We start from the raw sequence: 23,188 nt of genomic DNA on the forward strand, positions 1-23,188 counted from the left end.
GCGCTCGCACGGTGGCCGACCATATGTCGACCTGCCCAGCATGTGAGACGACCCGAGGCGCACCACCGATGACCAGCACCGTAGCCCCGCCCATCGAGACTTCCAGGACGGCGGAGCCCCGACCGCAGGGTGCCCGCTTCGGGCTGCCCGTCGCGACGTGCCTGGTCATGGGCAACATCGTCGGCGGCGGGATCTTCCTCCTCCCCGCCTCGGTGGCCCCCTTCGGCACCATCAGCCTCGTCGCCTTCGCGGTGCTCACCGTCGGCGCGATCGCCCTCGCCCTCGTCTTCGGCCGCCTCGCCCACCGGCACCCGCAGACCGGCGGCCCGTACGTCTACGCCCGCGCCGCCTTCGGAGACTTCGCCGGCTTCCTCGCCGCCTGGAGCTACTGGATCACCACCTGGGTCTCCAACGCGGCGCTCGCCGTCGCCGCCGTCGGCTACCTCTCGGTGCTCTTCCCGGCCATCGGCCGGCACACGTGGTCCACGTGCCTGGCCGCCCTGGCCGTGCAGTGGCTCCCGGCGCTCGCCAACCTGGCCGGGACCCGGTACGTCGGGGCGGTCCAACTGGTCTCCACCGTACTGAAGTTCGCCCCGCTGCTGCTGGTCGCCGTCGGCGGGATCTGCTTCTTCGACCCGGCCAACCTCGGCCCCTTCCAGGCCACCGGCCAGAGCGCGGCCGGAGCCGTCTCCGCCTCCGCCGCGATCCTGCTCTTCAGCTACCTGGGCGTCGAGTCCGCCGCCGTCAGCGCGGGTGAGGTCCGCGATCCGGCCCGCAACGTCGGGCGGGCCACGATCCTGGGCACCGCGGGCGCCGCCACCGTGTACCTGCTCGGCACCCTCGCCGTCTTCGGCCTGGTCCCGCACGAGACGCTGGTCTCCTCGCAGGCGCCCTTCTCCGACGCCGTCGACGCCATGTTCTCCGCCGGGGGAGGGACCGGCGGCTCCTGGGGCGGCACGCTCGTCGCCTGCGCCGCCGTGATCTCGATGGTCGGCGCGCTCAACGGCTGGACCCTGCTCAGCGCCCAGACCCCGTACGCCGCGGCCCGGGACGGGCTCTTCCCGAAGGTCTTCGCGACGAAGCGGCGCGGTGTTCCGGTGGCCGGGGTGATCGTCACGGTGGTCCTGGCCTCGGCGCTGACCGTGTACAACTCGGCCTTTCCCGGTGAGGGGGGCGGCTCGCAGGGCCTCTTCGAGATCCTGGTCCTGGTCACCACCTTCACGGCGACCGTCCCGTACCTGCTCTCCACCGCCGCGCAGATCTACTTCCTCGCCTCGGGCCGCTCCGAGCGGGTCGAGCGCGGCCGCCTGGTCCGCGACGCCGTGCTCGCCTGCCTCGCCTTCGCCTTCTCGATGTGGCTGGTCGCCGGCTCCGGCTACGCGGCCGTCTACCAGGGCGTCCTCTGCCTCTTCGCGGGCGTCCTCGGATATGCCGTGATGGCCGGGAAGAAGCACCGCGCGGCCGTTCCGCCTGCGGCGTAGCGTGGAAGGAGAGGCCAGCCAGGGGGGGGCTCTAAGGGGTCGCCATGTCCGCGATCAGAAACTCCATCGACATCGACCGCAGGCCCGAGGACGTCTACTCCTACATCACGGACCCCACGCACCTGCCGGAGTGGCAGGACAGCGCCGTGTCCGCGGTACCCATGGGCGACCTCCCCCTCCACATCGGTTCGCGGGTCGTGGTCACCCGGCAGATCGGCAAGCGCAGGATCCCCACGATCATGGAGATCACGGAGCTCGACCCGCCCAGGAGCTGGCACTTCCACGGCGTCGACGGGCCGGTCCGGCCCGACGTACGGGGCACCATCGAACCCCTCGACGGCGGCGCCCGCTCCCGCGTCACCCTGGCCGTCGACTTCGAGGGCCACGGCATGGGCCGAGCCCTGGTCCCCCTCGCCGTCAAGCCCATGCTCCGCAAGGAGATGCCCCGCAGCGAGGAGAAGCTGAAGCACCTGCTGGAGACCTGAGCTAGCCCGCCGCCGATGCGGCGCGAGGGCCGCTCTTGAGGGGAACGCAGCACGCCCCTGACCCGCGCGAGCGCAGGTCAGGGGCTGACGGGGTCGGCTCAGTCGAGGTAGTCGCGCAGCACCTGCGAACGCGACGGGTGGCGGAGCTTCGACATGGTCTTCGACTCGATCTGGCGGATGCGCTCACGGGTGACCCCGTACACGCGGCCGATCTCGTCCAGCGTCTTCGGCTGGCCGTCGTTGAGGCCGTACCGCATCGAGACCACGCCCGCCTCGCGCTCCGAGAGCGTGCCGAGGATGGACTGCAGCTGCTCCTGGAGGAAGGTGAAGGAGACCGCGTCGGCCGGCACGACCGCCTCGGAGTCCTCGATGAGGTCACCGAACTCGCTGTCGCCCTCCTCACCCAGGGGGGTGTGCAGGGAGATCGGCTCGCGGCCGTACTTCTGGACCTCGATGACCTTCTCGGGGGTCATGTCCAGTTCCTTGCCCAGCTCCTCCGGGGTGGGCTCGCGGCCCAGGTCCTGGAGCATCTGGCGCTGCACGCGGGCGAGCTTGTTGATGATCTCGACCATGTGCACGGGGATGCGGATGGTGCGCGACTGGTCGGCCATGGCGCGCGTGATCGCCTGGCGGATCCACCACGTCGCGTACGTGGAGAATTTGAAGCCCTTGGTGTAGTCGAACTTCTCCACGGCGCGGATCAGACCGACGTTGCCCTCCTGGATCAGGTCCAGGAAGAGCATGCCGCGGCCGGTGTAGCGCTTGGCGAGGGAGACCACGAGGCGGAGGTTGGCCTCCAGCAGGTGGTTCTTCGCGCGGCGGCCGTCCTCGACCAGGATCTCCAGCTCGCGCTTGAAGGCGGGCTTGTGGTCCTCCTCCTCTTCGAGCTTGTACTCGGAGAACAGGCCCGCCTCGATGCGCTTGGCGAGCTCCACCTCCTGCTCGGCGTTGAGGAGCGGCACCTTGCCGATGAGCTTGAGGTAGTCCTTGACGGGGTCGGCGGTGGCGCCGGCCACCATGACCGTCTGCGCCGGGGCGTCGTCCTCGTCGTCGTCGGACAGCACGAAGCCCTGGGTGCCGCCGGGCTTGGGGGTCTCCTCCTCGGCCTCGTCGACGAGGTCCTCGGCTGCCCAGTCCTCACCCTCGACGGCGGGGGTCTCGCCCTCGTCGGCGTCCTTGGCGCTGGTCTTCTTCGCCGCGGCGGTCTTCTTCACCGCGGTCTTCTTGGCGGCGGCCTTCTTGACCGTGCGCTTCTTCGGCTCGGCGGCGGCCTCCGCGGCAGCCTCGGCCTCGACGGCGGCGGCCGGCGAAGCGGATATCGCCGTCGCCGTGGCCGTGGCGGCCGAGGTCTTGCGCGCGCCGATGGGGCGCGGCGCGGCGGGAGCCTTCTTGGCCACGGTGCGGGCCGGGGCGGCGGCGGCCTTGCGGGGCTTCTTGGCGGCAGCCTTGGTGGCGGGGGCCGCGCTGACGTGAAGGGCGACACCCTCCTCGTCCAGGACCTGGTTCAGGCTGCGCAGGACCCGCTTCCACTGGTCCACCGGGATGCGGCCGGCCTCGAAGGCCTGGCGCACGTCGTCACCGTTGATGTGACCCTGCTCGCGGCCGCGCTCGACGAGCGCGACGAGGGCCTCCGATTCGGCGATCTCCGGAGGGAACGTACGGGACGGGCTGAGCGACACAAGGAGCCTCTCGTTGCGAACAGATAAGGGGTGGGCGGGACATCATCGCGCGAACTTGGGAAACAGACCCGAGGGGGTCTGTATTCCGGGCCGCGCGAGGACGCCTGTCGGTTCATCGCATGCCCGAGTCGATTCGTTACGCGCTGAATTGAGTGACCTGCGCCACGCTGTGGCCGCGCAACCCGATCCGGCCCGGATCCGTCCGCCCCCGCCGTCACCCCTTTTTGCGGGCTTCGATGAGGAAGCGGGCGGTGTGCGCGACGAACGGGCCTTCGCGTTCGATCCGTTCGTGGAGCTCCCGCAACCGGTCCCGGTACTGCCCGACCGTGAAGCCGGGCACCATCCAGATCACCTTCCGGAGAAAGTAGATCACGGCTCCGATGTCGTGGAACTCCGTCCGCAGTCGCTCGGAGCGCAGATCGACGACTTCGAGGCCCGCACCGGTCGCGGCGGCGACCGCGTCGTCGGGGTGCCGGCCGCGCCGGACCTCCTCCGGCTGTGGGCCCAGGAAGTACTCGACGAGCTCGAAGACGCTCGCCGGCCCGACCTGCTGCGAGAGGTAGGTGCCGCCCGGCGTCAGCACCCGGGCGATCTCCTCCCACCAGATGGTCACCGGATGCCGGCTGGCGACCAGCTCGAAGGCCTCGTCGCCGAAGGGCAGCGGCGGCTCGTCGGAGTCCGCGACCACCACCGCGCCCAGCGGGTGCAGCAGGCGGGTCGCCCTGTCGACGTTGGGCGGCCAGGACTCGGTGGCCACCGTCAGCCGCGGCAGGGGACCGGATCCGGCGAGGACCTCGCCGCCCCCGGTCTGGATGTCCAGCGCGGACCGGACCCGGGCCAGGCGCTCCGCCAGCAGGCGCTGGTAGCCCCACGAGGGGCGCTGCTCGGTGGCCCGGCCGTCGAGCCAGGAGAAGTCCCAGCCGTCCACGGAGACGGACTCGGCCTCGGCGACAAGATGGTCGAAAGTACGCGTCATGGATTGATCGTCCCAGGTCGGGCGCCGGGCAACCACCGGATTGGTCGACTACAGTGGTCGGCGGGCCGTGACTGGCGTTCGGGTGGATCACCACCGGGGAGCGGCCCGGCGTACTCCGGTACGCCGATTGCCGCGCGCCTGGGCGAACCGCGATCCGCAGCGACGTTCAGGAGACCCCGTGACGACTGCCCAGCCTGCCCCCGCCACCGCCTCTGCCCAGCTGATGGACGGCACCGCCCTCGCCCGCCGCATCTCGGAGCAGACCGCCGCCTACGCGGCGAAGATCACCGAGCGCACCGGCACCGCACCCTGCCTGGCGACCGTGCTCGTCGGTGAGGACCCGGCCTCCGTGACCTACGTGCGCATGAAGCAGAATCGCTGCGCCAAGGCCGGGATCACCTCGCGCCACGTCGAGCTGCCGGCCGAGACCACCACGCAGGAGCTCGTGGCCACGCTGACCGCCCTCTCCGAGGACCCCGAGATCAGCGGCATCCTGCTCCAGCACCCCGTCCCGCACCACATCGACGAGCGCGCCGCCTTCGAGGCCATCGCGCCGGGCAAGGACGTCGACGGGGTCACCATGCACTCCTTCGCCGCCATGGGCTTCGGGCTGCCGGGCTTCGTCTCCTGCACCCCCGGCGGCATCATGCGCCTCCTGGCCGCCTACGACGTGGACCTGACCGGCAAGCACGCCGTCGTCGTCGGCCGCAGCGCGATCCTGGGCAAGCCGGCCGGGATGCTGCTGCTGGAGCAGAACGCCACCGTCACCTACTGCCACTCCCGTACCGTCGACCTCCCGTCGATCGTGCGCCAGGCCGACGTGCTGGTGGCCGCCGTCGGCAAGGCCGAGTTCATCCGGGGCGAGGACATCAAGCCGGGCGCGGTGGTCCTGGACGCCGGCTACAACGAGGGCAACGTCGGCGACGTCCACTTCGAGTCGGCCGCCGCACGCGCCTCCCTGATCACCCCGGTACCGGGCGGCGTCGGCCCGATGACCATCGCCGTCCTGCTGGAGCAGACCGTCCAGGCCGCCGCCGCGCAGGCCGGGCTGGAGCTGTCCGACCTCGTCTGAGCGGCCGAAGCCGAGGACGCCCCGGACCGGACGGTCCGGGGCGTCTTTCATGCCCGTCTCTCATGCCCGTCTCTCACGGCCGTGCGTCATGGCCGTCCTCCATGGCTTACGTCACAGAGCCCGGCCCACGGGGCTGGCCGGCCCCACACCGTCGCCCTCCTGGTCCAGCCCGGCGATCCGGCGCTCGGCGGCGGTCAGCGGCGCCGCCTTGAGCGCGCCCCGATCCGACGCGCGCAGCACGTGCCAGATCACCGACGGGCGCAGCCAGTGGGTGGGCGAGGCGCTCATGGTGAGGACCTTGAACAGGGCGGCGGTGAGCGCCTCCTCGGTGGTGGCGCCCGTCATCAGGCGGTTGACGTACGCGTTGAGCAGTCCCGCCCCGGCCCGCGGCTTCATGCCGGTCGCCCCGGGGTAGAGGATGTCCTGCGAGGTGGCGAGATCCCAGGCGATGGACACCTGAGGGGCGATCGCACGCTGCGCCTCCCGGCCGATCGCGGGGTGGGCCAGGCCCTTGGACCGCAGCAGGAGGCGCACGGCCAGCAGACCCTTGGCCGCGACGGTCATGCCCTGCCCGTACAGCGGGTTGAAGGTCGCGACCGAGTCGCCGACGGCGAAGAACCCGTCGGGCAGGTCGGCCTTCTCGAAGTAGACCCGCCGGTTGGCGGTGCCCTGGGTGACGGCGACGTCGGTGAGGGGCTTCTTCCCCTCCAGCAGCTCGCCGACGATCGGGTCGCGGACGCCCTTGGCGAACGGAATGAACAGGTCCGGGTCGCCCGTCGGCTGGCCGCCGCGGGTGCCGGACAGGGTGGCCTGCCACTGCCCGTCCTCGATCGGCACGATGGTGGCCGTCTGCCCGGGCACGGGCACGCGCGGGTCGGACTGCACGTTGATGATGGGGAAGCCCGACGCGTGGGCGCCGGCCGGGGCCTCGAAGATGCGGGTGGCGTAGACGAGCCCGGAGTCGACCTGGGCCTGCCGGATGCCGGTCACCCCCAGCTCCTGGAGCCAGGCCCGGGCGCGGGAGCCGCGCCCGCTCGCGTCGACCACGAGGTCGGCGGTCACGAGTCTGTCCCGTTCGTCCGGGGTGTCGACGCGGACGCCTATGACCCGTGCCGCGTTGCCCTCCAGGCCCCGCACCCGGCTCCGCTGGAGGGTGGAGACACCCTCCAGGGCCGTCACCCGGGCGCGGACCACCGAGTCGAGGAGGTCGCGGCTGCACGAGATGTTGAACTGCTTCTCCCCGCAGCGCGGGATCCAGCCCTGGGCGGTCTTGGTGACCAGGTCGGTGGGCAGACTGCGGCGGATGGCTCCGGCGGCCGTCCAGTCCTCGGTGATGCCCGGCAGTATCTGCTCGATGGCCCGTGCCCCGCCCGACCACAGGAGGTGCGTGTGCCGGGCCTGCGGAAGCCCACGCCGCGGCGCCGGGCCCTCGGGCAGCGGGTCCGCGTCGATGATCGTGACCGTCGTGTGCTCGGCGAGGACGGCGGCCGCGAGGAGGCCGGCCAGGCTGCCGCCGATGACGACGGCGTGGCGGGGCGGTGAAGACTGGGTCATCGTGTGGTGCTCTCTGTCAGGGCCGTGCGAAGGCATCGGCGGAGGAAGTGCGTCGGCGGGGCGGCGGGGGTCATGTGCGGTGACCCGACGCCTCCTGCCGCGCGAGGACTTGATGCGCTCGATCGCCTCGGGAACGGTTCTTCCCGGCGTGGAGCCGGATGCGGCCCGTGGGTGTGGTCCTCATGGAGCGTTCCCCTCGTCGGTCCCCGCCGGACGGCCCAGCTGGCCCTCCCGCGCGAGCAGGTCGTCCAGGTGGGCGGCGAGTGACTTCCAGCCCCGCGGGGACAGCCGGCCGGCCCGCGTGACGATGCTCCGCACGTCGTGCGAGCGCATCACGGCCAGCATCGGGTTCTCCTGTTCCCGCTCCGCCGACTCCAGTTCGCGGGCGATCCCGGTCAGGGCGGTGGCCAGCGCCTCGGTGTCGTCGGCCAGCAGGAAGCCGCCTTCGACGCCGTAGAAGCGCTGGATCCCCGCGGCGGCGGCGAGGTTCGGCAGGCCCTCGCCCTGGGCCAGGCGGGTCAGCGACTGCCCGGACGCGTCGAAGGACTTGGCGATGGCGGCCAGGGAATGGGGCTGCCCGTCCTCCCGCGGGCGGGTGCGGCGCAGGTGCGCGAACCGCTGGCGCACCTGTTCCCTCAGCGGGAGGCGGGGCGGGGTGCCGTCGAGGGTGAGCCGGATGGCCTGCGGGGGGATGCCGGTGAGGTACGAGAGGTGCTCCAGGTCCTGCGCGCCGTGAGCGCTCGCCCCGTCAGCGCCCGCACCCTGCGCACCCGCCCCGTGAGCGCCCTCCGCGCTGTCCGAGGCGAGGACGAGGGCCCGTTCCACCGCGCTCCGGTGGTCGGCGAGGAGGAAACCGGCGTAGACGCCGAAGAACCGCTGGACGCCCGCCGCGTGGCCCAGCCGGGGCAGTCCGGCGCCGGCGTTGAGGGGGCCGAGGGAGGCGCCCGGCGCGTCGAAGTCGGAGGCGATGGCGGCGAGCGGCCACTCCCGGCCGTGCTTGTCGCGGCGGGTGGCGCGCAACCGCAGGAAGCGTTCGTGCACGCGCCGCTCCAGCGGCACTTCGGCCGCGGTGCCCGCCACCACCGCGGGGATGCGCAGGGGGTCGACGCCGGACAGATGGCTCAGCCGCTCCGGCGCCAGCACCTCGGCCGGGTCCTGGCCGCGCCGCTCGGACAGCTCCTCCACGCGCCGCCAGATCGCGGCGAGGTCGGGTCGGGCGGCGGCTCGCACCGGCGGATTCTCCCGATTCTCCATGAGTCGACAAGACGTTCGAGTGGGCTGGGCTGCGTGAAGCGTAACCGCCCGCCCCCTGCCGAACCAGCGGAAACCCAACGTTTCCTGCCGTTCACCTCAAAGAACGTTGGCATGACCTCGGAGGTAATCGACCCCGCCGCGGCCGCCCGGCAAGGTGGGGTCATCGGGTTCCGGAGCCGCGCACTCGGCTCCGGACCCCGTCTCCCACCAGCGCATTCGACCCTCGACGGAGGCTGATCCGCCATGTCCGCAAGCCTGCTCGGCACCCTCGCCCGCACCACCGCGCCGCAGACCATGCTGCGCAGGTTCCTCGCCCTCGACTCCGTGGTCACCACCGGGAACGGGCTCGCGTACGTCGCCTTCTCCGCCCCGCTGGGGCGGCTGCTCGGCGTCGGCCAGGGCGTACTGCTGGAACTGGGCCTGTTCCTGACCGTGTTCGGGACCGGGGTCGGCTGGCTCGCCTCGCGCCGCCTGCCGCCCGTCTTCCCCGTGAGGTTCGTCATCGAGGCGAACTACGTCTGGGCCGCGCTCAGCCTGGTGTCCCTGCTGGTCTGGTTCAGCCCCACCACCGCCGGCCTGCTGTGGATCCCGACGCAGGCCGTCACCGTGGCCTCGTTCGCCCTGCTCCAGCAGCTCGCCCTGCGCTCAGTCGCGAAGTGAGCGCAGGTACTTCGCCGTCGCCGGGTCGGCCGGGAGGAAGGTCTCGATGGCCAGCTCGGCGACGGTCACGTCCATGGGCGTGTTGAAGGTCGCGATCGACGACACGAAGGACAGCAGACGGCCGTCGTGCTCGATGAGGAGCGGAAGCGCGATGTACGCGACGGGCTCGTCCGGTTCGCGGTCGCCCGGGCGTTCGGCGACGGGGTAGGCGCAGACCTCCTCGTACAGCGCGCGCAGCGGCTCGGAGCGAGCCAGCGCGATCTGCCGCTCCATCTGGGCCAGCAGGTGGCCCCGCCACTCCCTGAGGTTGTGGATCCTGGGAGCGAGGCCCTCGGGGTGCAGCGTGAGCCGCATGGCGTTCAGCGGCGGCGCCAGCAGGTGCTCCGGCAGGCCCTCCAGCAGCATCGTGATGCCGGTGTTGGCGGCGACGACGTCGTACGTGGCGTCCACGACCAGCGCCGGGTAGGGCTCGTAGCCGGTCAGCAGCCGCTGGATGCCCTCGCGCAGCGTCCCCATCGACGGGTCGTCCAGAGCCGTCTGCGCGTAGCGGGGCGCGTAACCCGCCGAAAGAAGCAGGGCGTTGCGCTCCCGGACCGGTACGTCGAGACGGTCGGCGAGCCGCAGCACCATCTCCTCGCTCGGCCGGGACCGCCCGGTCTCGATGAAGCTGATGTGCCGGGACGAGGAGTCGGCGCGGCCCGCCAGCTCCAGCTGGCTGATGCCGCGCCGCTCCCGCCACGTACGGAGCAGGGAGCCGACCGTGGGCGTCGTGGTGGTCATGCTCACGACGGTAGTCGAGCGTTCGCGCCCGGTCAGCCCAGGTCGAAGACGTTCCGCAGGCCGAGACGGTAGCGCCAGGCGTCGTGCCGCCTGGCGGACTCCACCTCCGGCGCCCGGTACATCGGCCGGACCGTGCACCGTGCGGCCGCGGAGGCGTCGCGGTCCAGCAGGCAGTTGACCGCGGCCCGCGCCGACGCGTTCGCGCCCTCCATCGTCGCCAGGTCGATGTCGACCGCCACGTAGTCCCCGCTGAGGAAGAAGTTCGGGATGCGGGTGCCCGCGGTGGGCCGGTTGTGGAAGGTGCCGACGGGGTGGATCAGCAACTCGTCCTGGTTGGTGGGATGCGGGGTGCCCAGACCGTCCACGCCCGGGTCCAGGAACCAGGAATGCAGCTTGGAGTCGCTCAGCAGGGTCTTCCCGGTGTCGTTCAGGGAGGCCTTCAGCTGCGCCCACACCTCGCGCGCCACCTCCTCGCGCGTGCACTGCTTGGCGGTCTTCCCGTAGAGGATCCCGGGCTTGTCCCACTCCGAGACGTCCACCGACAGGCAGTCGACCGCCGTGCCGTCCCCGTAGTCGGCGGGGAAGTTACGGGCCGGCCAGTGCTCGGCCTGCTGGATCGCCGTCAACGACCAGGGGGAGTCGATGCAGTTGAGGTGTCCGTGCACCAACGGCGCCCGTTCGGTGAGATAGAACTGGATGCCCGTCATCCAGTCGGTCTCCAGCTTGTCGCAGCGCCCCAGCATCGGATCGGCGGCCCGCAGCGCCGTGCTCCAGGTCCGGCGGGCGTGCTCCACGGGCAGCGCGCTGACGTAGTGGTCGGCGACGACGGTCTGCCGGGCCCCGTCCGGTCCCTCGACGGCCACCCCGCTCACGCACCCGCTCCCGTACTGCACCTCCCGTACGGTCCACCCGATTCTGAACTCCACTCCGAGCGAGCGCAGATGGGCCTCCCACGGGTCGAGCCAGGCCTCGTTCGTCGGCAGGTTGAGGATCCGGTCCGGCGGGCCGTCCGCCCCGCGGCCCAGCAGGTTGAAGACGAAGGCCTCGCCGAGGGTGCCGACCGTACGGGTGGAGGCCTCCTCGGCCTTGGTCGCCACGATGTTGCGGGTGACGCCGACGGCGAGGATGCGCTGGTACTCGTGCGACATCTGTTCCGCGCGCACGAAGTCCCACCAAGGGGTCCGCTCCCAGACCTCGGTCCGCCGCTCGTCGCAGCTCGTGAGGAAGACGAGCACGCGGTCCACGAAGTACGCCGTCTCGTGCAGCGGGAGCCGCAGCAGCGACTGCAGGATGCCGGTCAGGGCCCGCCGCAGCTCGTCGGGCGTGAGCTCGGCGGGCGAGTGCTCGGGCCAGGGGATGGGCCCGCGCAGGTCCTCGCGGCCGGCCGCCCGGGCGAACATCATCTCGCGCGGGGCGACGAGGTTGTCCCACACGCCGTGGGGGTTGCCGGGGAAGGGGATGCGCCGCATCGTGTCCGGCAGGTTGTGGTAGATGCCGGGGATGAAGCGGAAGCCGTGCTCGGCGGGGAGCGGCCTGCGGCCGCCGCGGGCGCTGCCCGGCACGTCCATGCTGCGCGCCTTGCCGCCGAGCGCCCGGCGCTCGTACACGGTGACGGCGTAGCCGCGCTCGGCGAGTTCGTGCGCCGCGGTCAGCCCGGCCACGCCGCCGCCGAGGACGGCGACGCGCCGGCCGTTCGGCGCCGGCGCCGTCGGGATGGCGGCCGCCGCCGGGGTGCTCGCCACCACCGGTAACGCGCCGACGGCGGCGGCCGCCGCGCCCGCGCCCGCGATGAACGTACGCCTGGAACTGCCTGTGCCGGTCATGCGCAAGCCCCCTCGTTACCGCTGGTAACAGTCACGTCCGGCGCAGGAGCATAAGGGGGGCACGGTGGACGCGGAAGGACCCAGAAGTACCCGGGCGCACTATGGCGCGAAAGGGCCGTCCGGGTGTGCACTGTGGGAACCTTGACACCACGTCACGGGGAAAAGGAGCCGGTGCATGCCGAGTGAGCCGCTGTCACAGAAGGAGATCGAGGACCGGTTGCGGGAGCTTCCCGGCTGGGCCTTCGAAGACGACCGGATCGTGCGCACCTACCGGCTGGGCACGCACTTCGCCGCCAGCGCCCTGGTCGCCCACATCGCCGCCGTTCAGGAGGAGTTGAACCACCACTCCGACCTGACGCTCGGCTACAACACGGTCCGCCTCTCCGTGAACAGCCACGACGCGGGCGGTGTGGTGACGGAGGACGACTTCGCGCTCGCCGAACGCGTCGAAGCCCTCGCCCCGGCGCACCGCGCGCGCTGACCTCAGCGCGCGGTGCGCCGGGGCCGCGATGCTACGCCCGTTCCAGGCGCCACCACTGGGACGGGGAGTCGGTGTCCTCGCCCTGCCGGACGCGGCCCTCACCGTCCGCCTCCAGCGGCAGGCCGCTGATGCACGCGATCAGGGACACCACCCCGGGATCGTCGAGGTGTTCCTCGACGATCCACTCCTGCGCGCCGAACGCGTTGGCCCGCCACACCTGCACCCGGGCGCCGCTTTCCGTCGAGGCGTTTGCCACGTCGAGGCGCCGCTCGTTGTCCTCGCTCAGCACGTGGAAGACCCCGCCGCCGCTGTGCACCGGCGCGATGCGCCACCGGCGGGCGGCCTCCGGCGCGGGCGGGCCGTCGGGGCCGACCCGCACCCGGGAGGCGCCCTCCAGCTGGAGCACCAGCCCGCTGTCCACGTTGCGGATCCTGTACAGACCCTCCGGTAGGTTCACCGGGCTCCTCAGGCGTCGAAGTCGGCCGGGTCCGGCCCGATCCGGCGGCCCGCCGCGCCCGCGCCCAGAGCGTCCAGCGCGGCGACGTCGGCGGCGTCCAGCTCGAAGCCGAAGACGTCCAGGTTCTCCCGGATGCGCGCGGGGGTCACGGACTTGGGGATCACGATGTTCCCGTGCTGAAGGTGCCAGCGCAGCACCACCTGGGCGGCGCTGCGCCCGTGCTTGGCGGCGATCGCGGCAACGGCCGGCAGGGTGAGGAGTTCCTTGCCCTGGCCGAGCGGGGACCAGGCCTCGGTGGCGATCCCGCGCGCCTCGTGCTCCGCCCGCAGCCCGGCCTGGGGGAAGAGCGGGTGCAGCTCGACCTGGTTCACGGCCGGCACCAGCGCGCTCGTCGCGGCGAGCCGCTCCAGGTCCGCCGGGCGGAAGTTCGACACGCCGACGGCCTTGGCGCGTCCGCTCGCGGCGATCTCCTCGAAGGTCCGCCAGATCGAGACGAAGTCGTCGCGCATCGGGCGCGGCCAGTGGATCAGGTACAGGTCGACGTGGTCGAGACCCAGCTTGGCCAGCGAGTCGTCGAAGGCGCGCAGCACCTGGTCCCGGCCCCAGCGGTGCTTCGGGCCGTTCCACAGCTTGGTGGTGACGAACAGGTCCTCGCGGGGCAGCCCGGAAGCGGCGACGGCCTTGCCGGTGCCGGCCTCGTTGCCGTAGACGGCAGCCGTGTCGATGCTGCGGTAGCCGGCCTCCAGCGCGGTCCCGACGGCGCGCTCCGCCTCCGCGTCCGGAATCTGCCAGACGCCGTAGCCCAGCTGGGGCATGAGCGTGCCGTTGTTGAGCTTGATGGTGGGGACCTGGTTCACGTCTGGTCGTTCCCTCGCGTCGGTGCGTCGGCGGTACTGCTCGTACGAGGGGCGACAACCGGGCCCTCCTACGACGTATTCCCGCCGCACGCACGCACGCACGCCCCCACCCGCCCGGCGGCGCGCCCGCCGCCGCGGACCCTACGCCGTACCGAGATAGGCCTCCCGCACCAGCGGATCCGCCCGCACCTCGGCCGCCGTGCCCTCGGCCAGCACCGTTCCGAGGTCCAGTACGACCACACGCGCGCACAGGTCCATCACGAAGGCCACATTGTGCTCGACCAGCAGCACCGCACAGCCCTCCCGCGCGGCCAGCCGCCGCACGACCGCCGCGAGCTGCTCCCGCTCCGGCGCCGACATCCCGGACGCGGGCTCGTCCAGCAGCAGGACCCGCGGCGGGTCGGCCACCGCGCGCGCCAGCTCGACCATCCGTGCCCGGCCCACGGGCAGCCCGCCGGCGTACGAGGTCCCGAGCGCGGCGATCCCGCAGTCGGCCAGCACCCTCTCGCCCCGGGCCCGGCGCACCCGCTCCCGGGCCCGGCGGGCCGGGAGGGCGAGGAGATCGGCGGCCAGCCCGCCCCCGCCACCCCGCCACTCCTGCGCCACCAGCACGTTGTCGGCCACGCTGAGCTGGCCGAACAGCTGCTGGCGCTGAAAGGTCCGGCGCATCCCGTGCCGGGCCCGCCACACGGGGGAGCGCCGGGTGATGTCCGCCCCGTCCAGCAGCACCCGCCCCTGGTCGGGCCGCCGGATGCCCGACAGGACGTCGAACAGCGTGGTCTTCCCGGCCCCGTTCGGCCCGATCAGCCCGCACACCTCACCCGCCCGGATCCCGAGGTCCACCCCGGTCAGCGCCTTGACCCCGCCGAAGCGCACGCCGATGCCGCGCGCCCGGAGCACGTACGCCTCGCTCATGACCCCATCCCCGTCCCCGTCCCCGTCCCCATCCCCAGATAGGCCTCGGCGAGCCGGTCCGCATCCACCTCGGCGCGGGGGCCGCACCAGGAGACCCGGCCCTGCGAGAGGTACGCCACGGTGTCGGCGACCCCGAGGATCCCGGCGGCCTTCTCCTCGACCAGCAGCAGTGCGGTCCCGGCGTCGCGGAGCTCGGTGAGCAGCGCGTACACCTCCTCCACGACGCGCGGGGCCAGACCGAGCGAGGGCTCGTCGGCGATCAGCACGTCGGGCGGCCGCTGCAACAGCGGGGCCAGGGCCAGCATCTGCTGCTCCCCGCCGGACAGCGCCCCGGCGGCCACCGCGCGCCGCTCCGCCAGCCGGGGGAACCGCGCGTACACGGCGGCCCGGGCGTCGGCGTCCTTGAGGTACAGGGCCAGGTTCTCCTCGATCGTGAGCGCGGGGAAGATCCCGCGCCCCTCGGGGGCGAGCAGCACCCCGGCCCGCGCCCGCCGCACGGCGCCCTCCCGCGTCACGTCCCGCCCGTCGATGCGCACCGACCCGCCCACGACGGGCAGCAGCCCGGCGGCCACCCGGCAGGCGGTGCTCTTCCCGGCGCCGTTGGGCCCGAGCACGGCGAGGATCTCCCCGCGCCGCACGACCAGATCGACCCCGTGCAGCACGAGCCCCCCGTCGTACCCGGCGCTGACGCCGCGCAGCTCCAACGCCTCGATCGCCGGCGAGGCTGATCTTCCAGCCCCTCCGGCGTTTGAGGAGCGGGGTCTGGCGCGGAGCCCCAGTTCGGCAAGGGGCGGGGTGGGGGACGAGCCGCCCGCAGGGCACGCCGCGCGCCGCTTCGCCCACCGCACCGGCAGGGCCGCGCAGTACCCGTCCGGATCGTTGGCCAAGGCCAGCCCCGCCAGGCCGAAGAGGATCACCGGCAGGTGTGCGGACGAGGTCACGTAGTCGGCCAGCAGCCGCGGAGCCACCGCGAACACCAGCCCCGCCACCACCGCGTACTGCGGCCGCCGCACCCCAGCGGCCACCACCACCGCCAGCCACACCAGACCCGTCATCGCCGTGAAGTCCGTCGCGGTGATCCGGGTGTTGTACGAGGCGTACATCACGCCCCCGAAGCCGGCCAGCCCCGCCGACAACGTGAACAGCAGCAGCTTCGTCCGCAGCACCGACACCCCAGAGGCCACCGCCGCCGCGGGCGCCGACCGTACGGCCAGCATCGCCCGCCCCGAAGGGGAGCCGCGCAGCGCGCTGAGCCCGGCTGCCACCAGGGCGACCAGCACCACCAGGGCCACCCCCAGCGCCCGGTCGTCGGACAGGTCCACCGGCCCGAACACCGGCCGCGGGACCGGCCATCCGGAATCGCCGTTCCGCAGCCACCTCAGCTGGAACAGCACCTGGTCGGCGAGGAACGCCAGCGCGAGCGTGGCCAGCGCCAGCGACCTGCCGCCCAGCCGCAGCGCGGGCAGCGCCACCAGCGCTCCGAGCAGGGCCGCCACGCACGTGCCCACCGCCAGCGCCGCCACGAACGGCAAGCCCCGGCTCATGAGCAGCCCGGCCACCAGAGCGGCCCCGGTCACGAAGGTGCCCTGCGCCAGCGACACCATCGCCCCCAGCCCGGTCACCACGGTGAAGGACATGAACACCAGCGCGATGGCCAGCCCCTGTGCCAGCAGCCCGCTCCAGAACGGCGTGGTCACCGTGTAGAACGCCACGCACAACAGCCCGGCGCCCGCTGCCCACGCCCCCCACCGCCGCCCCCACGACGCGCCCGCCAGATGGTCCACCGGCGGCGGGTCCACGGCCGCGACACCCGCCGCGCGCGCCGTGCGGGTCAAGACCAGCAGTCCGCCGAACAGGATCAGGAACGGCACCGCCGTGCGGAAGCCGGTGATCCGCTCGGCGAAGGAGGCGTATCCGGCCACCAGGTTCTGCAGCACCCCGAGCCCCAGTCCGCCCGCGAAGGCGAGCGGCACGGACGCGAACCGCCCGATGACCGCCGCCGTCGCCGAGACGAACAGGAACAGCGTGAAGTCGTGCGCCGACAGCCCCAGGAGCGGAGTCGCCAGCACACCCGCCAGCCCGGCCAGCCCCGATGCGATCATCCACGCCACCGACGACAGCCGGTCGGCGCTGATCCCGCGCAGTTCGGTCAGCGAGCGGTTGTCGACGGCGGCCCGCAGCAGCAGCCCCAGCCGGGTGCGCCGCATCAGCACCCACAGGGCCACCGCCACGAGCGCGGTCACCACCCAGGTGATCAGCTGGTCGGAGTCGACGCCGACGCCGTCCGTGAGCTGCCAGGACTTCGCCGGGCTGGGCCCCACTCCCGGCAGCCCGAACTGGTTCTCGGCCGGCTTCACGGGCGCGCCCGCGTCGGCCAGGAGCTCCACCGCCCACAGTCCGCCGGCCGGCAGCGCCACCAGCAGCCCGATGGTCGCCACGATCTGCGCCGTCTCACCGACACGCGCCAGACGCCGGAACATCAGCCGGTCCAGCCCCCAGCCGAGCCCGGGGGCCAGGACGCACACCACCAGCAGCGCCGCCGGGACGGCCGGCCAGCCCAGCCCCGAGTGCACCTCGTAGAAGGTGAGCGCGCACAGGTAGGCGGTGGCCCCGTGCGCGAAGTTGAACAGTCCGGACGCCGAGTACGACAGCACAAGCCCGGTGGCGAGCAGTGCGTACAGGGCGCCGGAGACCAGACCGCTCAGCACGAAGACGAGCAGATCTCCCATGCCGCGGCCCTACGTGAAGGGGATGGGTTCGTAGCACTTGAACGGGACGGAGACCTCGTACGCGCCGCCCTTCAGCTGCACGAGGGCCCCGCAGCCGAAGCTCTCCTTCTGCCCCTTGGGCTCCGCCCGGTCACCGACGAGCGTGCCGGTGTCGGAGAAGCCCTGCGCGGCGGCCTGGAAGGATGCGACGCTCAGGTCCTTGCCCGCCTTCTGCGCGATGGACACGAACAGGTCGGCCGACATGTACCCGGTCAGCGTGTGCATGCTCAAAGGGACGTCCTGACCGCCCGCGGCCGCCTTGATGTCGGCCTTGAACTGCGCCATCTTCGGGTCCGCCGACTCGAAGGGCTGGAACTGCAGCAGGACGTGCACCCCGTCGAGCGCCTGCCGGGTGGCGTCCTTGGCGAGCAGCCCCGGGTCGTAGTCGGTCGGGTCGGAGAGCAGTCCCTTGTAGCCGCTGCGCTTGAGCGCGGTGAAGAGCCCGATGTTGTTGGGGGTCTGCATGACGGAGACGACGGCGTCCGGGGTCTTGCCCCCGTTGCTGGAGAGGATCTCCTTCACGTACGCGGACCAGTCGTTCGGCACGGCGGTGGCGGGGACGGAGGCCTTGGCGTAGGAGACCGCGAACCCGGCGCTGGCGAAGCCCTGTTGGAAGGTGCGGATGCCGAACTTGCCGGCGTCGCTGTCGTTGGCGATGATCGCGACGGACTTGCCGCGGGCGCCGCCGAGGAGCTGGCCGATGCCCTCGGGCCACGTCTGGTTGAGGGTGCCGCCGGGGCTGGGCACCAGGCAGCCGTTGAAGCCGTACATGTGCGCCGGCCCGCAGAAGGAGGGCAGCGTGCCCCAGCCGAAGGTGGGGACCTTCTCCTGCTCCAGGAAGTCGGCGCCGGAGAACGTCACCGAGCTCATGGGGGCGACGGCGAAGACCTCGTCCTGCTGGACGAGCTTGCGCGCGGCCGCGAGGTTCTTCGCCGGGTCCTGGCCGTCGTCCTGCGCGCCGAGGTAGTCGATCCTGCGGCCGTGGACGCCGCCCTCGGCGTTGGCGCGCAGGTAGCGCGCCTTGGCGCCGAGATCGGTGTCCTTCTTGCTGTAGCCGCTGGCGCTGGTCATCGACACGATGCCGCCGACCTTGATGGAGTCGGCGCTCACCCCGCGGGAGTTCGCGGAGGCATCGTCGGCCCCGCCCTTGGCGTCGCCGTTCGTGGAGGCGGAGTTGCAGGCGGAGACGAGCGCGAGGACGGCCGCGGCGGCGGCCAGGGTGCGGATCGGACGCAACATGTCTGAGATCCCCTCCGGTCTGAATCCCCGCATTCTGTGGGTGACCTGACGGATCGTCAATATCAATGACCAGCAGAAGTGACACCACGTCAGATGAGCTCGCCGGATCTCAGGACCGCGACTCGTAGAGTGCCGCGACCTCCGCCGCGTACGCCTTCTCGATCGCCCGTCGCTTGAGCTTCAGCGAGGGGGTCAGCAGCCCCCGCTCCTCCGTGAACTGGTCGGCCAGCACCCTGAAGGTGCGGATCGCCTCCGCCTGCGACACCAGGGTGTTTGCGGCCACCACCGCCCGGCGCACCTCGGCCGTGAGCTCGGGGTCGTTCACCAGGTCCGCCGCCGGCAGCTGCGGCCGGCCGCGCATCGACAGCCAGTGCGCTATCCCCTCCATGTCCAGGGTCAGCAGGGCCGCGATGTACGGCCGGTCGTTGCCCACGAGCACGCACTGCGACACCAGCGGATGCGAACGGACCCGCTCCTCCAGCGCGGCCGGCGCCACGCTCTTGCCGTTGGAGGTCACCAGGATGTCCTTCTTCCGCCCGGTGATGGTGAGGTAGCCGTCCTCGTCCAGCCGCCCCAGGTCCCCGGTCGCCAGCCAGCCGCCGTGCAGCACCGCCTCCGTGGCGCGCGGGTCGCCCAGGTACCCGGAGAAGATGTGGCCGCCGGACAACCAGACCTCTCCGTCGTCCGCGATGTGCACCGTGCTGCCCGGGATCGGCCGGCCCACCGTCCCGTACTTCGTCGCCCCCGGCGGGTTCGCGGTGGCCGCCGCACACGACTCCGTCAGGCCGTAGCCCTCGAACACGGTGATCCCGGCGCCGTCGAAGAACAGCCCGAGGCGGCGCGACATCGCGGACCCGCCCGACATGGCGTGCCGCACCCGGCCGCCCATCGCCTCGCGGACCTTCCCGTAGACGAGCTTCTCGAAGAACTGGTGCTCCATCCGCAGGGCCGCCGAAGGCCCCGGCCCGAGCCCGAAGGCCTTCTGCTCGCGCGCCTCCGCGTACCGCACTGCCGTCTCCACCGCCCGGTCGAAGGGACCCGTGCGCCCCTCGGCCTCCGCCTTGCGGCGCGCGCTCGCGAAGACCTTCTCGAAGACGTACGGCACCCCCAGCACGAACGTCGGGCGGAAAGCGGCGAGGTCCGGCAGCAACTCGGCCGCCGCCAGTACGGGCTGGTGCCCCAGCTTGACCCGCGCGCGGACGGCCGCCACCTCCACCATCCGTCCGAACACGTGCGCCAGTGGCAGGAAGAGCAGGGTGGAGGGCTGCTCACCCTGCCGTGCCTGGAACACGGACTCCCAGTGGGTCACGAGGGTGTCGGCCTCGTACATGAAGTTGCCGTGCGTGAGCACGCACCCCTTGGGGCGGCCGGTGGTCCCGGAGGTGTAGATGACGGTGGCGACCGCATCGGGCGTCACGGCCCGGCGATGGCGGTGCACGACGTCCTCGGCGACCCCGCGCCCGTCGGCGACGAGCGCGTCCACCGCGCCGGCGTCGAGCTGCCACAGCAGCCGCAGCGCGGGGAGGCGGTCGATGACCGAGCCCACCGTCATGGCCTGGTCCTCGTTCTCCACGACGCAGGCCGTGCAGCCGGTGTCGTACAGGATCCAGTGCACCTGTTCGGCCGCGGACGTCGGATAGACGGGGACGGGCTGCGCGCCGATCGCCCACAGGGCGAAGTCGAAGAGGGTCCACTCGTACCGCGTGCGGGACATGACGGCGACCCGGTCCCCGAAGCGCACCCCCTGGGCGAGCAGGCCCTTGGCGAGCGCGAGCACCTCGGCGGCCAGTTCCCCGGACGTCACGTCCTGCCAGACGCCGTCCGTCTTCCGGCCGAGCACCACCCGGTCCGGCTCCTGCCGGGCGTGCTGGAAGACGGTGTCGGCCAGCCCGCCGACCGGCGCCGCCGTGACCACGGGTGGGACGCTGAACTCGTACGGCATCCCGCTCCTCTCCGTGCTGGGGCCGTGACGCTACCCCACGGGCCCCCGGGCCCGGCACCCTTGAGGAAACCTCCACAAGATCCCCTCGGCCCCCAAGGCCTGCACGGCCCGCCCGCTGGGCAGGGGGCGACTCGTCGCCCTGCACTCGGTCCCTGGGTGGGCGCGGGGTTCGGGTGTGCCGGCTCGGGTACGGCGGCTCGGGTACGGCGGCTCAGGCGCGGCGGCTCGGGTACGGCGGCTCAGGCGCGGCGGCTCAGGCGGTCGCCGCCGGCGAGCACGGCGGCTGCCAGGGCCTCGGACGCCGGCGTCGGGCGACGGCCTTGGAGCAGGGCGAACTCCACCGGCCCCAGCTCGGGCAGCCCGCCCACGCGGACCAGGCCCGGCGGGATCAGCCCCCGGGTGTGCGCCATGACGCCCAGCCCGGCCCGGGCCGCCGCGATCAGGCCGCTCAGACTGCCGCTCGTGCAGGCGATCCGCCACGCCCGGCCGTCCCGCTCCAGCACCTCCAGCGCCCGGGCCCGGGTGATCCCCGGCGGCGGGAACACGATCAGCGGCACCGGGCGCTCCGGGTCCACCCGGAGCCCCTCCGCACCGATCCACACCATCCGGTCCCGCCACACCAGGCGCCCCCGTACGTCCCCGGGCCCGCGCCGCTTCGCGAGCACCAGGTCGAGGCGGCCCGCGTCCAGCCGCTCGTGCAGCGTGCCGGAGAGCTCCACCGACAGCTCCAGGTCCACCTCGGGATGCTCGTGCCGGAAGCCTTCGAGGATCTCCGGCAGCCGCGTCAGCACGAAGTCCTCCGACGCGCCGAACCGCAGCCGCCCCCGCAGCCGGGTCCCGGTGAAGAAGGCCGCCGCCCGCTCGTGCGCCTCCAGGATCGTCCGCGCGAAGCCGAGCAGCGCCTCGCCGTCCTCCGTGAGGTCCACGCTGTGCGTGTCCCGCACGAACAGGGGCCGTCCCGTCGCCTCCTCCAGCCGCCGCACGTGCTGGCTGACCGTGGACTGCCGCACGCCGAGCCGCCCCGCGGCCTGCGTGAAGCTCAGCGTCTGGGCCACCGTGAGGAACGTACGCAGCTGGACCGGGTCGTACACACCCTCCAGGCTAGCGCCGCCCATCGCGGATCGTGATGACAGTGAGTGCGGCGTGCGGGTTTCCCGATGACCACGCGACGGCGACGATGAGGGAAGCCCCACGGGCCCGCAGGCCCGCTAGCCCGCAAGCCCCGAGCGGGCCCCCTCCACCCCCCACCAAGTGAGCACCCGCACATGCGCCGCCCCCGCCTCCCCGCCCGCCCCGCCCGGCTGCCCCTGGACCCGTACGTCCTGGCCCTGCTCGGGACCGTCGGCCTGGCCGCCCTGCTGCCCGCCCGCGGCCCCGCCGCGACCCTCGCCGACGGCGCCTCCACCGCGGCCGTGGCGCTGCTCTTCTTCCTCTACGGAGCCCGGCTCTCCACCCGCGAGGCACTCGACGGCCTGCGCCACTGGCGGCTCCACCTCACCGTGCTCGCCAGCACCTTCCTCCTCTTCCCTCTCTTCGGCCTCGCCGCCCTCGGCCTCGTCCCCGGCCTCCTCACCCCCTCCCTCCACCAGGGCCTCCTCTTCCTCTGCCTGGTCCCCTCGACCGTCCAGTCCTCCATAGCCTTCACCTCGATCGCCCGCGGCAACGTCCCGGCCGCGATCTGCGCCGGTTCCTTCTCCAGCCTGGCCGGCATCGTGATCACCCCCCTCCTCGCCGCCGCCCTGCTCGGCAACGGCTCCGGCGGCTTCTCCCCGGACTCGCTCCTCAAGATCGCCTTTCAGCTCCTGCTGCCGTTCCTCCTCGGACAGGCCCTGCGCCGCTGGATCGGCGGCTTCCTCCTCCGCCACCGGCAGGCACTCGGCCGCGTCGACCGCGGCTCGATCCTGCTCGTCGTCTACACCGCCTTCAGCGCGGGCATGGTCGCGGGCATCTGGCACCAGGTGAGCGTCCCGCGTCTGGCCGCCCTGCTCCTGGTGGAGGCCGTACTCCTCGCCGTCATGCTCCTCGCCACCTGGTACGGCGCCCAGCGCCTCGGCTTCGGGCGGGCGGACCGCATCGCCATCCAGTTCGCGGGGTCGAAGAAGAGCCTGGCCGCCGGACTCCCCATGGCGAGCGTGCTGTTCGGGGCCCAGGCCGGCCTCGCCGTCCTCCCGCTGATGCTCTTCCACCAGATGCAGCTGATGGTCTGCGCCGTCATCGCCCGCCGCCGCGCCCGCGACCCGGAGCCCGAACGCGCCGCCGGACGTGTGGCGGAGGTCTCGCCGCCGCCCCAACAGCCCATGCGCCAGGCCCGATAACGTGCGGTGGTGACCTGGATACGCCCCCTCGCCGCCCACGCCGAACGTCCCTGCACCCTGGTGGTGTGCCGCGGTTGCTGCTGCGGCGACCCCCGCAAGAATCCCGGCTCCGACCACGCCGGACAGCTCGCCCGGCTGCGCGAGGCCGCCGCCGCGTCCGGCGGCCGCCTGGCCGTGCGTACGAGCGACTGCCTCGGCCCGTGCGCCCAGGCCAACGTCATCGTGGTCCAGCCCACCACCGAAGCCCGCCGCCGCGGTGCCCGCGCGGCCTGGTTCGGCTGGGCCCTGGACGACACCGCCACCGACGAGATCATCGCCTGGGCCGAGTCCGGGGGCCCGGGCGCCACCCCGGTCCCGCCCACCCTGGACCTCCACCGCATCGACCCGCCGGCACCGACGCCCAAGCCGGCCGGGAACGCCTCGCGCCGCGGCCGGCGGGGGCGCTGACGC

General features: G+C 72.8%; 20 protein-coding genes and 1 riboswitch. Of the genes, 7 read left to right on the plus strand and 13 right to left on the minus strand.

The genetic code is table 11. The features are described from left to right. Positions 1–68 precede the first annotated feature (68 nt). Together AC07DU_RS11480 and AC07DU_RS11485 are read left to right on the plus strand one after the other, a co-directional pair. On the plus strand, positions 69–1,481 hold the full coding sequence (locus AC07DU_RS11480) for an amino acid permease (protein ID WP_479110851.1): 1,413 nt from the start codon (positions 69–71) through the stop codon (positions 1,479–1,481). A gap of 44 nt (positions 1,482–1,525) precedes the next feature. Then, positions 1,526–1,966 (plus strand): SRPBCC family protein, encoded by a 441-nt coding sequence (locus tag AC07DU_RS11485; RefSeq protein ID WP_360889178.1) that lies wholly within the window; start codon positions 1,526–1,528, stop codon positions 1,964–1,966. A gap of 98 nt (positions 1,967–2,064) precedes the next feature. Here AC07DU_RS11485 and AC07DU_RS11490 read toward each other — a convergent pair whose 3' ends face one another. Both AC07DU_RS11490 and AC07DU_RS11495 read right to left on the minus strand, forming a co-directional pair. Next, positions 2,065–3,645, minus strand: coding sequence for an RNA polymerase sigma factor (locus tag AC07DU_RS11490; protein ID WP_360889175.1), 1,581 nt, complete (start codon positions 3,643–3,645; stop codon positions 2,065–2,067). Positions 3,646–3,859: 214 nt separating this feature from the next. Then, a complete protein-coding gene (locus AC07DU_RS11495) occupies positions 3,860–4,621 on the minus strand; it encodes a methyltransferase domain-containing protein (protein WP_360889172.1) in 762 nt (253 codons plus the stop codon). A 57-nt stretch (positions 4,622–4,678) separates the two neighbouring features. Continuing rightward, positions 4,679–4,772, plus strand: a riboswitch (ZMP/ZTP riboswitch). Positions 4,773–4,844: 72 nt separating this feature from the next. Here AC07DU_RS11495 and AC07DU_RS11500 point away from each other — a divergent pair. After that, the gene (locus AC07DU_RS11500) at positions 4,845–5,693 is read left to right on the plus strand and encodes a bifunctional 5,10-methylenetetrahydrofolate dehydrogenase/5,10-methenyltetrahydrofolate cyclohydrolase (RefSeq protein WP_360889545.1); all 849 of its coding nucleotides are present in this window, start codon (positions 4,845–4,847) and stop codon (positions 5,691–5,693) included. A gap of 111 nt (positions 5,694–5,804) precedes the next feature. On the opposite strand, the gene AC07DU_RS11505 is transcribed toward AC07DU_RS11500, so the two are convergent. Continuing rightward, positions 5,805–7,247, minus strand: coding sequence for an NAD(P)/FAD-dependent oxidoreductase (locus tag AC07DU_RS11505; protein WP_360889169.1), 1,443 nt, complete (start codon positions 7,245–7,247; stop codon positions 5,805–5,807). 180 nt (positions 7,248–7,427) lie between these two features. Continuing rightward, positions 7,428–8,477 carry a hypothetical protein gene (locus AC07DU_RS11510; protein ID WP_479110853.1) on the minus strand — a complete coding sequence of 350 codons (1,050 nt, stop codon included), beginning with the start codon at positions 8,475–8,477 and terminating at the stop codon, positions 7,428–7,430. Positions 8,478–8,744: 267 nt separating this feature from the next. On the opposite strand from AC07DU_RS11510, the gene AC07DU_RS11515 reads away from it, so the two are divergent. Then, complete coding sequence (locus tag AC07DU_RS11515; RefSeq protein WP_479110854.1) at positions 8,745–9,161, plus strand: hypothetical protein; 417 nt, start codon at positions 8,745–8,747, stop codon at positions 9,159–9,161. Here the strand turns inward: AC07DU_RS11515 and AC07DU_RS11520 are convergent. Both AC07DU_RS11520 and AC07DU_RS11525 read right to left on the minus strand, forming a co-directional pair. Further along, on the minus strand, positions 9,147–9,941 hold the full coding sequence (locus AC07DU_RS11520) for a helix-turn-helix domain-containing protein (protein WP_360889161.1): 795 nt from the start codon (positions 9,939–9,941) through the stop codon (positions 9,147–9,149). The two genes, AC07DU_RS11515 and AC07DU_RS11520, sit on opposite strands and share 15 nt — an antisense overlap. A gap of 32 nt (positions 9,942–9,973) precedes the next feature. After that, positions 9,974–11,764: a hydroxysqualene dehydroxylase gene (locus AC07DU_RS11525; RefSeq protein WP_479110858.1), complete on the minus strand. Its 1,791-nt coding sequence runs from the start codon at positions 11,762–11,764 to the stop codon at positions 9,974–9,976. Positions 11,765–11,939: 175 nt separating this feature from the next. Between AC07DU_RS11525 and AC07DU_RS11530 the strand changes: the two genes are divergently transcribed. Beyond that, positions 11,940–12,245, plus strand: coding sequence for a 4a-hydroxytetrahydrobiopterin dehydratase (locus tag AC07DU_RS11530; RefSeq protein ID WP_479027722.1), 306 nt, complete (start codon positions 11,940–11,942; stop codon positions 12,243–12,245). Positions 12,246–12,276: 31 nt separating this feature from the next. On the opposite strand, the gene AC07DU_RS11535 is transcribed toward AC07DU_RS11530, so the two are convergent. The 7 genes from AC07DU_RS11535 to AC07DU_RS11565 form a co-directional block, all read right to left on the minus strand. Then, positions 12,277–12,702, minus strand: a complete 426-nt coding sequence (locus AC07DU_RS11535; RefSeq protein ID WP_360889152.1) for an RICIN domain-containing protein — start codon at positions 12,700–12,702, stop codon at positions 12,277–12,279. An 8-nt stretch (positions 12,703–12,710) separates the two neighbouring features. Next, positions 12,711–13,559, minus strand: coding sequence for an aldo/keto reductase (locus AC07DU_RS11540; protein WP_360889149.1), 849 nt, complete (start codon positions 13,557–13,559; stop codon positions 12,711–12,713). A 141-nt stretch (positions 13,560–13,700) separates the two neighbouring features. Next, positions 13,701–14,474 (minus strand): ABC transporter ATP-binding protein, encoded by a 774-nt coding sequence (locus tag AC07DU_RS11545; protein ID WP_360889146.1) that lies wholly within the window; start codon positions 14,472–14,474, stop codon positions 13,701–13,703. After that, complete coding sequence (locus AC07DU_RS11550) at positions 14,471–17,203, minus strand: ABC transporter permease subunit (RefSeq protein ID WP_479110861.1); 2,733 nt, start codon at positions 17,201–17,203, stop codon at positions 14,471–14,473. Before AC07DU_RS11550 ends, AC07DU_RS11545 begins: the two co-directional genes overlap by 4 nt. 9 nt (positions 17,204–17,212) lie before the next feature. After that, positions 17,213–18,481: an ABC transporter substrate-binding protein gene (locus AC07DU_RS11555; protein WP_479110863.1), complete on the minus strand. Its 1,269-nt coding sequence runs from the start codon at positions 18,479–18,481 to the stop codon at positions 17,213–17,215. A 109-nt stretch (positions 18,482–18,590) separates the two neighbouring features. Further along, complete coding sequence (locus tag AC07DU_RS11560) at positions 18,591–20,423, minus strand: AMP-dependent synthetase/ligase (RefSeq protein ID WP_360889135.1); 1,833 nt, start codon at positions 20,421–20,423, stop codon at positions 18,591–18,593. Positions 20,424–20,662: 239 nt separating this feature from the next. Next, entirely contained in the window at positions 20,663–21,514 is an 852-nt protein-coding gene (locus tag AC07DU_RS11565; RefSeq protein ID WP_360889132.1) for a LysR substrate-binding domain-containing protein, read from the minus strand. 174 nt (positions 21,515–21,688) lie between these two features. Between AC07DU_RS11565 and AC07DU_RS11570 the strand changes: the two genes are divergently transcribed. Both AC07DU_RS11570 and AC07DU_RS11575 read left to right on the plus strand, forming a co-directional pair. Continuing rightward, positions 21,689–22,738: a bile acid:sodium symporter family protein gene (locus tag AC07DU_RS11570; protein ID WP_479027709.1), complete on the plus strand. Its 1,050-nt coding sequence runs from the start codon at positions 21,689–21,691 to the stop codon at positions 22,736–22,738. 9 nt (positions 22,739–22,747) lie between these two features. Beyond that, on the plus strand, positions 22,748–23,185 hold the full coding sequence (locus tag AC07DU_RS11575; RefSeq protein WP_360889126.1) for a (2Fe-2S) ferredoxin domain-containing protein: 438 nt from the start codon (positions 22,748–22,750) through the stop codon (positions 23,183–23,185). Positions 23,186–23,188 lie beyond the last annotated feature (3 nt).

The organism is Streptomyces sp. NPDC045695 (genome assembly GCF_056432025.1).

What these genes read in the sequence shown, in the direction of transcription:
- AC07DU_RS11495 (WP_360889172.1), bottom strand. Translation starts at nt 4,621, where the DNA reads ATGACGCGTACTTTCGACCATCTTGTCGCCGAGGCCGAGTCCGTCTCC.
- AC07DU_RS11555 (WP_479110863.1), bottom strand. Translation starts at nt 18,481, where the DNA reads ATGTTGCGTCCGATCCGCACCCTGGCCGCCGCCGCGGCCGTCCTCGCG.
- AC07DU_RS11500 (WP_360889545.1), top strand. Translation starts at nt 4,845, where the DNA reads ATGGACGGCACCGCCCTCGCCCGCCGCATCTCGGAGCAGACCGCCGCC.
- AC07DU_RS11560 (WP_360889135.1), bottom strand. Translation starts at nt 20,423, where the DNA reads ATGCCGTACGAGTTCAGCGTCCCACCCGTGGTCACGGCGGCGCCGGTC.
- AC07DU_RS11520 (WP_360889161.1), bottom strand. Translation starts at nt 9,941, where the DNA reads ATGACCACCACGACGCCCACGGTCGGCTCCCTGCTCCGTACGTGGCGG.
- AC07DU_RS11530 (WP_479027722.1), top strand. Translation starts at nt 11,940, where the DNA reads ATGCCGAGTGAGCCGCTGTCACAGAAGGAGATCGAGGACCGGTTGCGG.
- AC07DU_RS11570 (WP_479027709.1), top strand. Translation starts at nt 21,689, where the DNA reads ATGCGCCGCCCCCGCCTCCCCGCCCGCCCCGCCCGGCTGCCCCTGGAC.
- AC07DU_RS11545 (WP_360889146.1), bottom strand. Translation starts at nt 14,474, where the DNA reads ATGAGCGAGGCGTACGTGCTCCGGGCGCGCGGCATCGGCGTGCGCTTC.
- AC07DU_RS11485 (WP_360889178.1), top strand. Translation starts at nt 1,526, where the DNA reads ATGTCCGCGATCAGAAACTCCATCGACATCGACCGCAGGCCCGAGGAC.
- AC07DU_RS11505 (WP_360889169.1), bottom strand. Translation starts at nt 7,247, where the DNA reads ATGACCCAGTCTTCACCGCCCCGCCACGCCGTCGTCATCGGCGGCAGC.
- AC07DU_RS11515 (WP_479110854.1), top strand. Translation starts at nt 8,745, where the DNA reads ATGTCCGCAAGCCTGCTCGGCACCCTCGCCCGCACCACCGCGCCGCAG.
- AC07DU_RS11525 (WP_479110858.1), bottom strand. Translation starts at nt 11,764, where the DNA reads ATGACCGGCACAGGCAGTTCCAGGCGTACGTTCATCGCGGGCGCGGGC.
- AC07DU_RS11480 (WP_479110851.1), top strand. Translation starts at nt 69, where the DNA reads ATGACCAGCACCGTAGCCCCGCCCATCGAGACTTCCAGGACGGCGGAG.
- AC07DU_RS11550 (WP_479110861.1), bottom strand. Translation starts at nt 17,203, where the DNA reads ATGGGAGATCTGCTCGTCTTCGTGCTGAGCGGTCTGGTCTCCGGCGCC.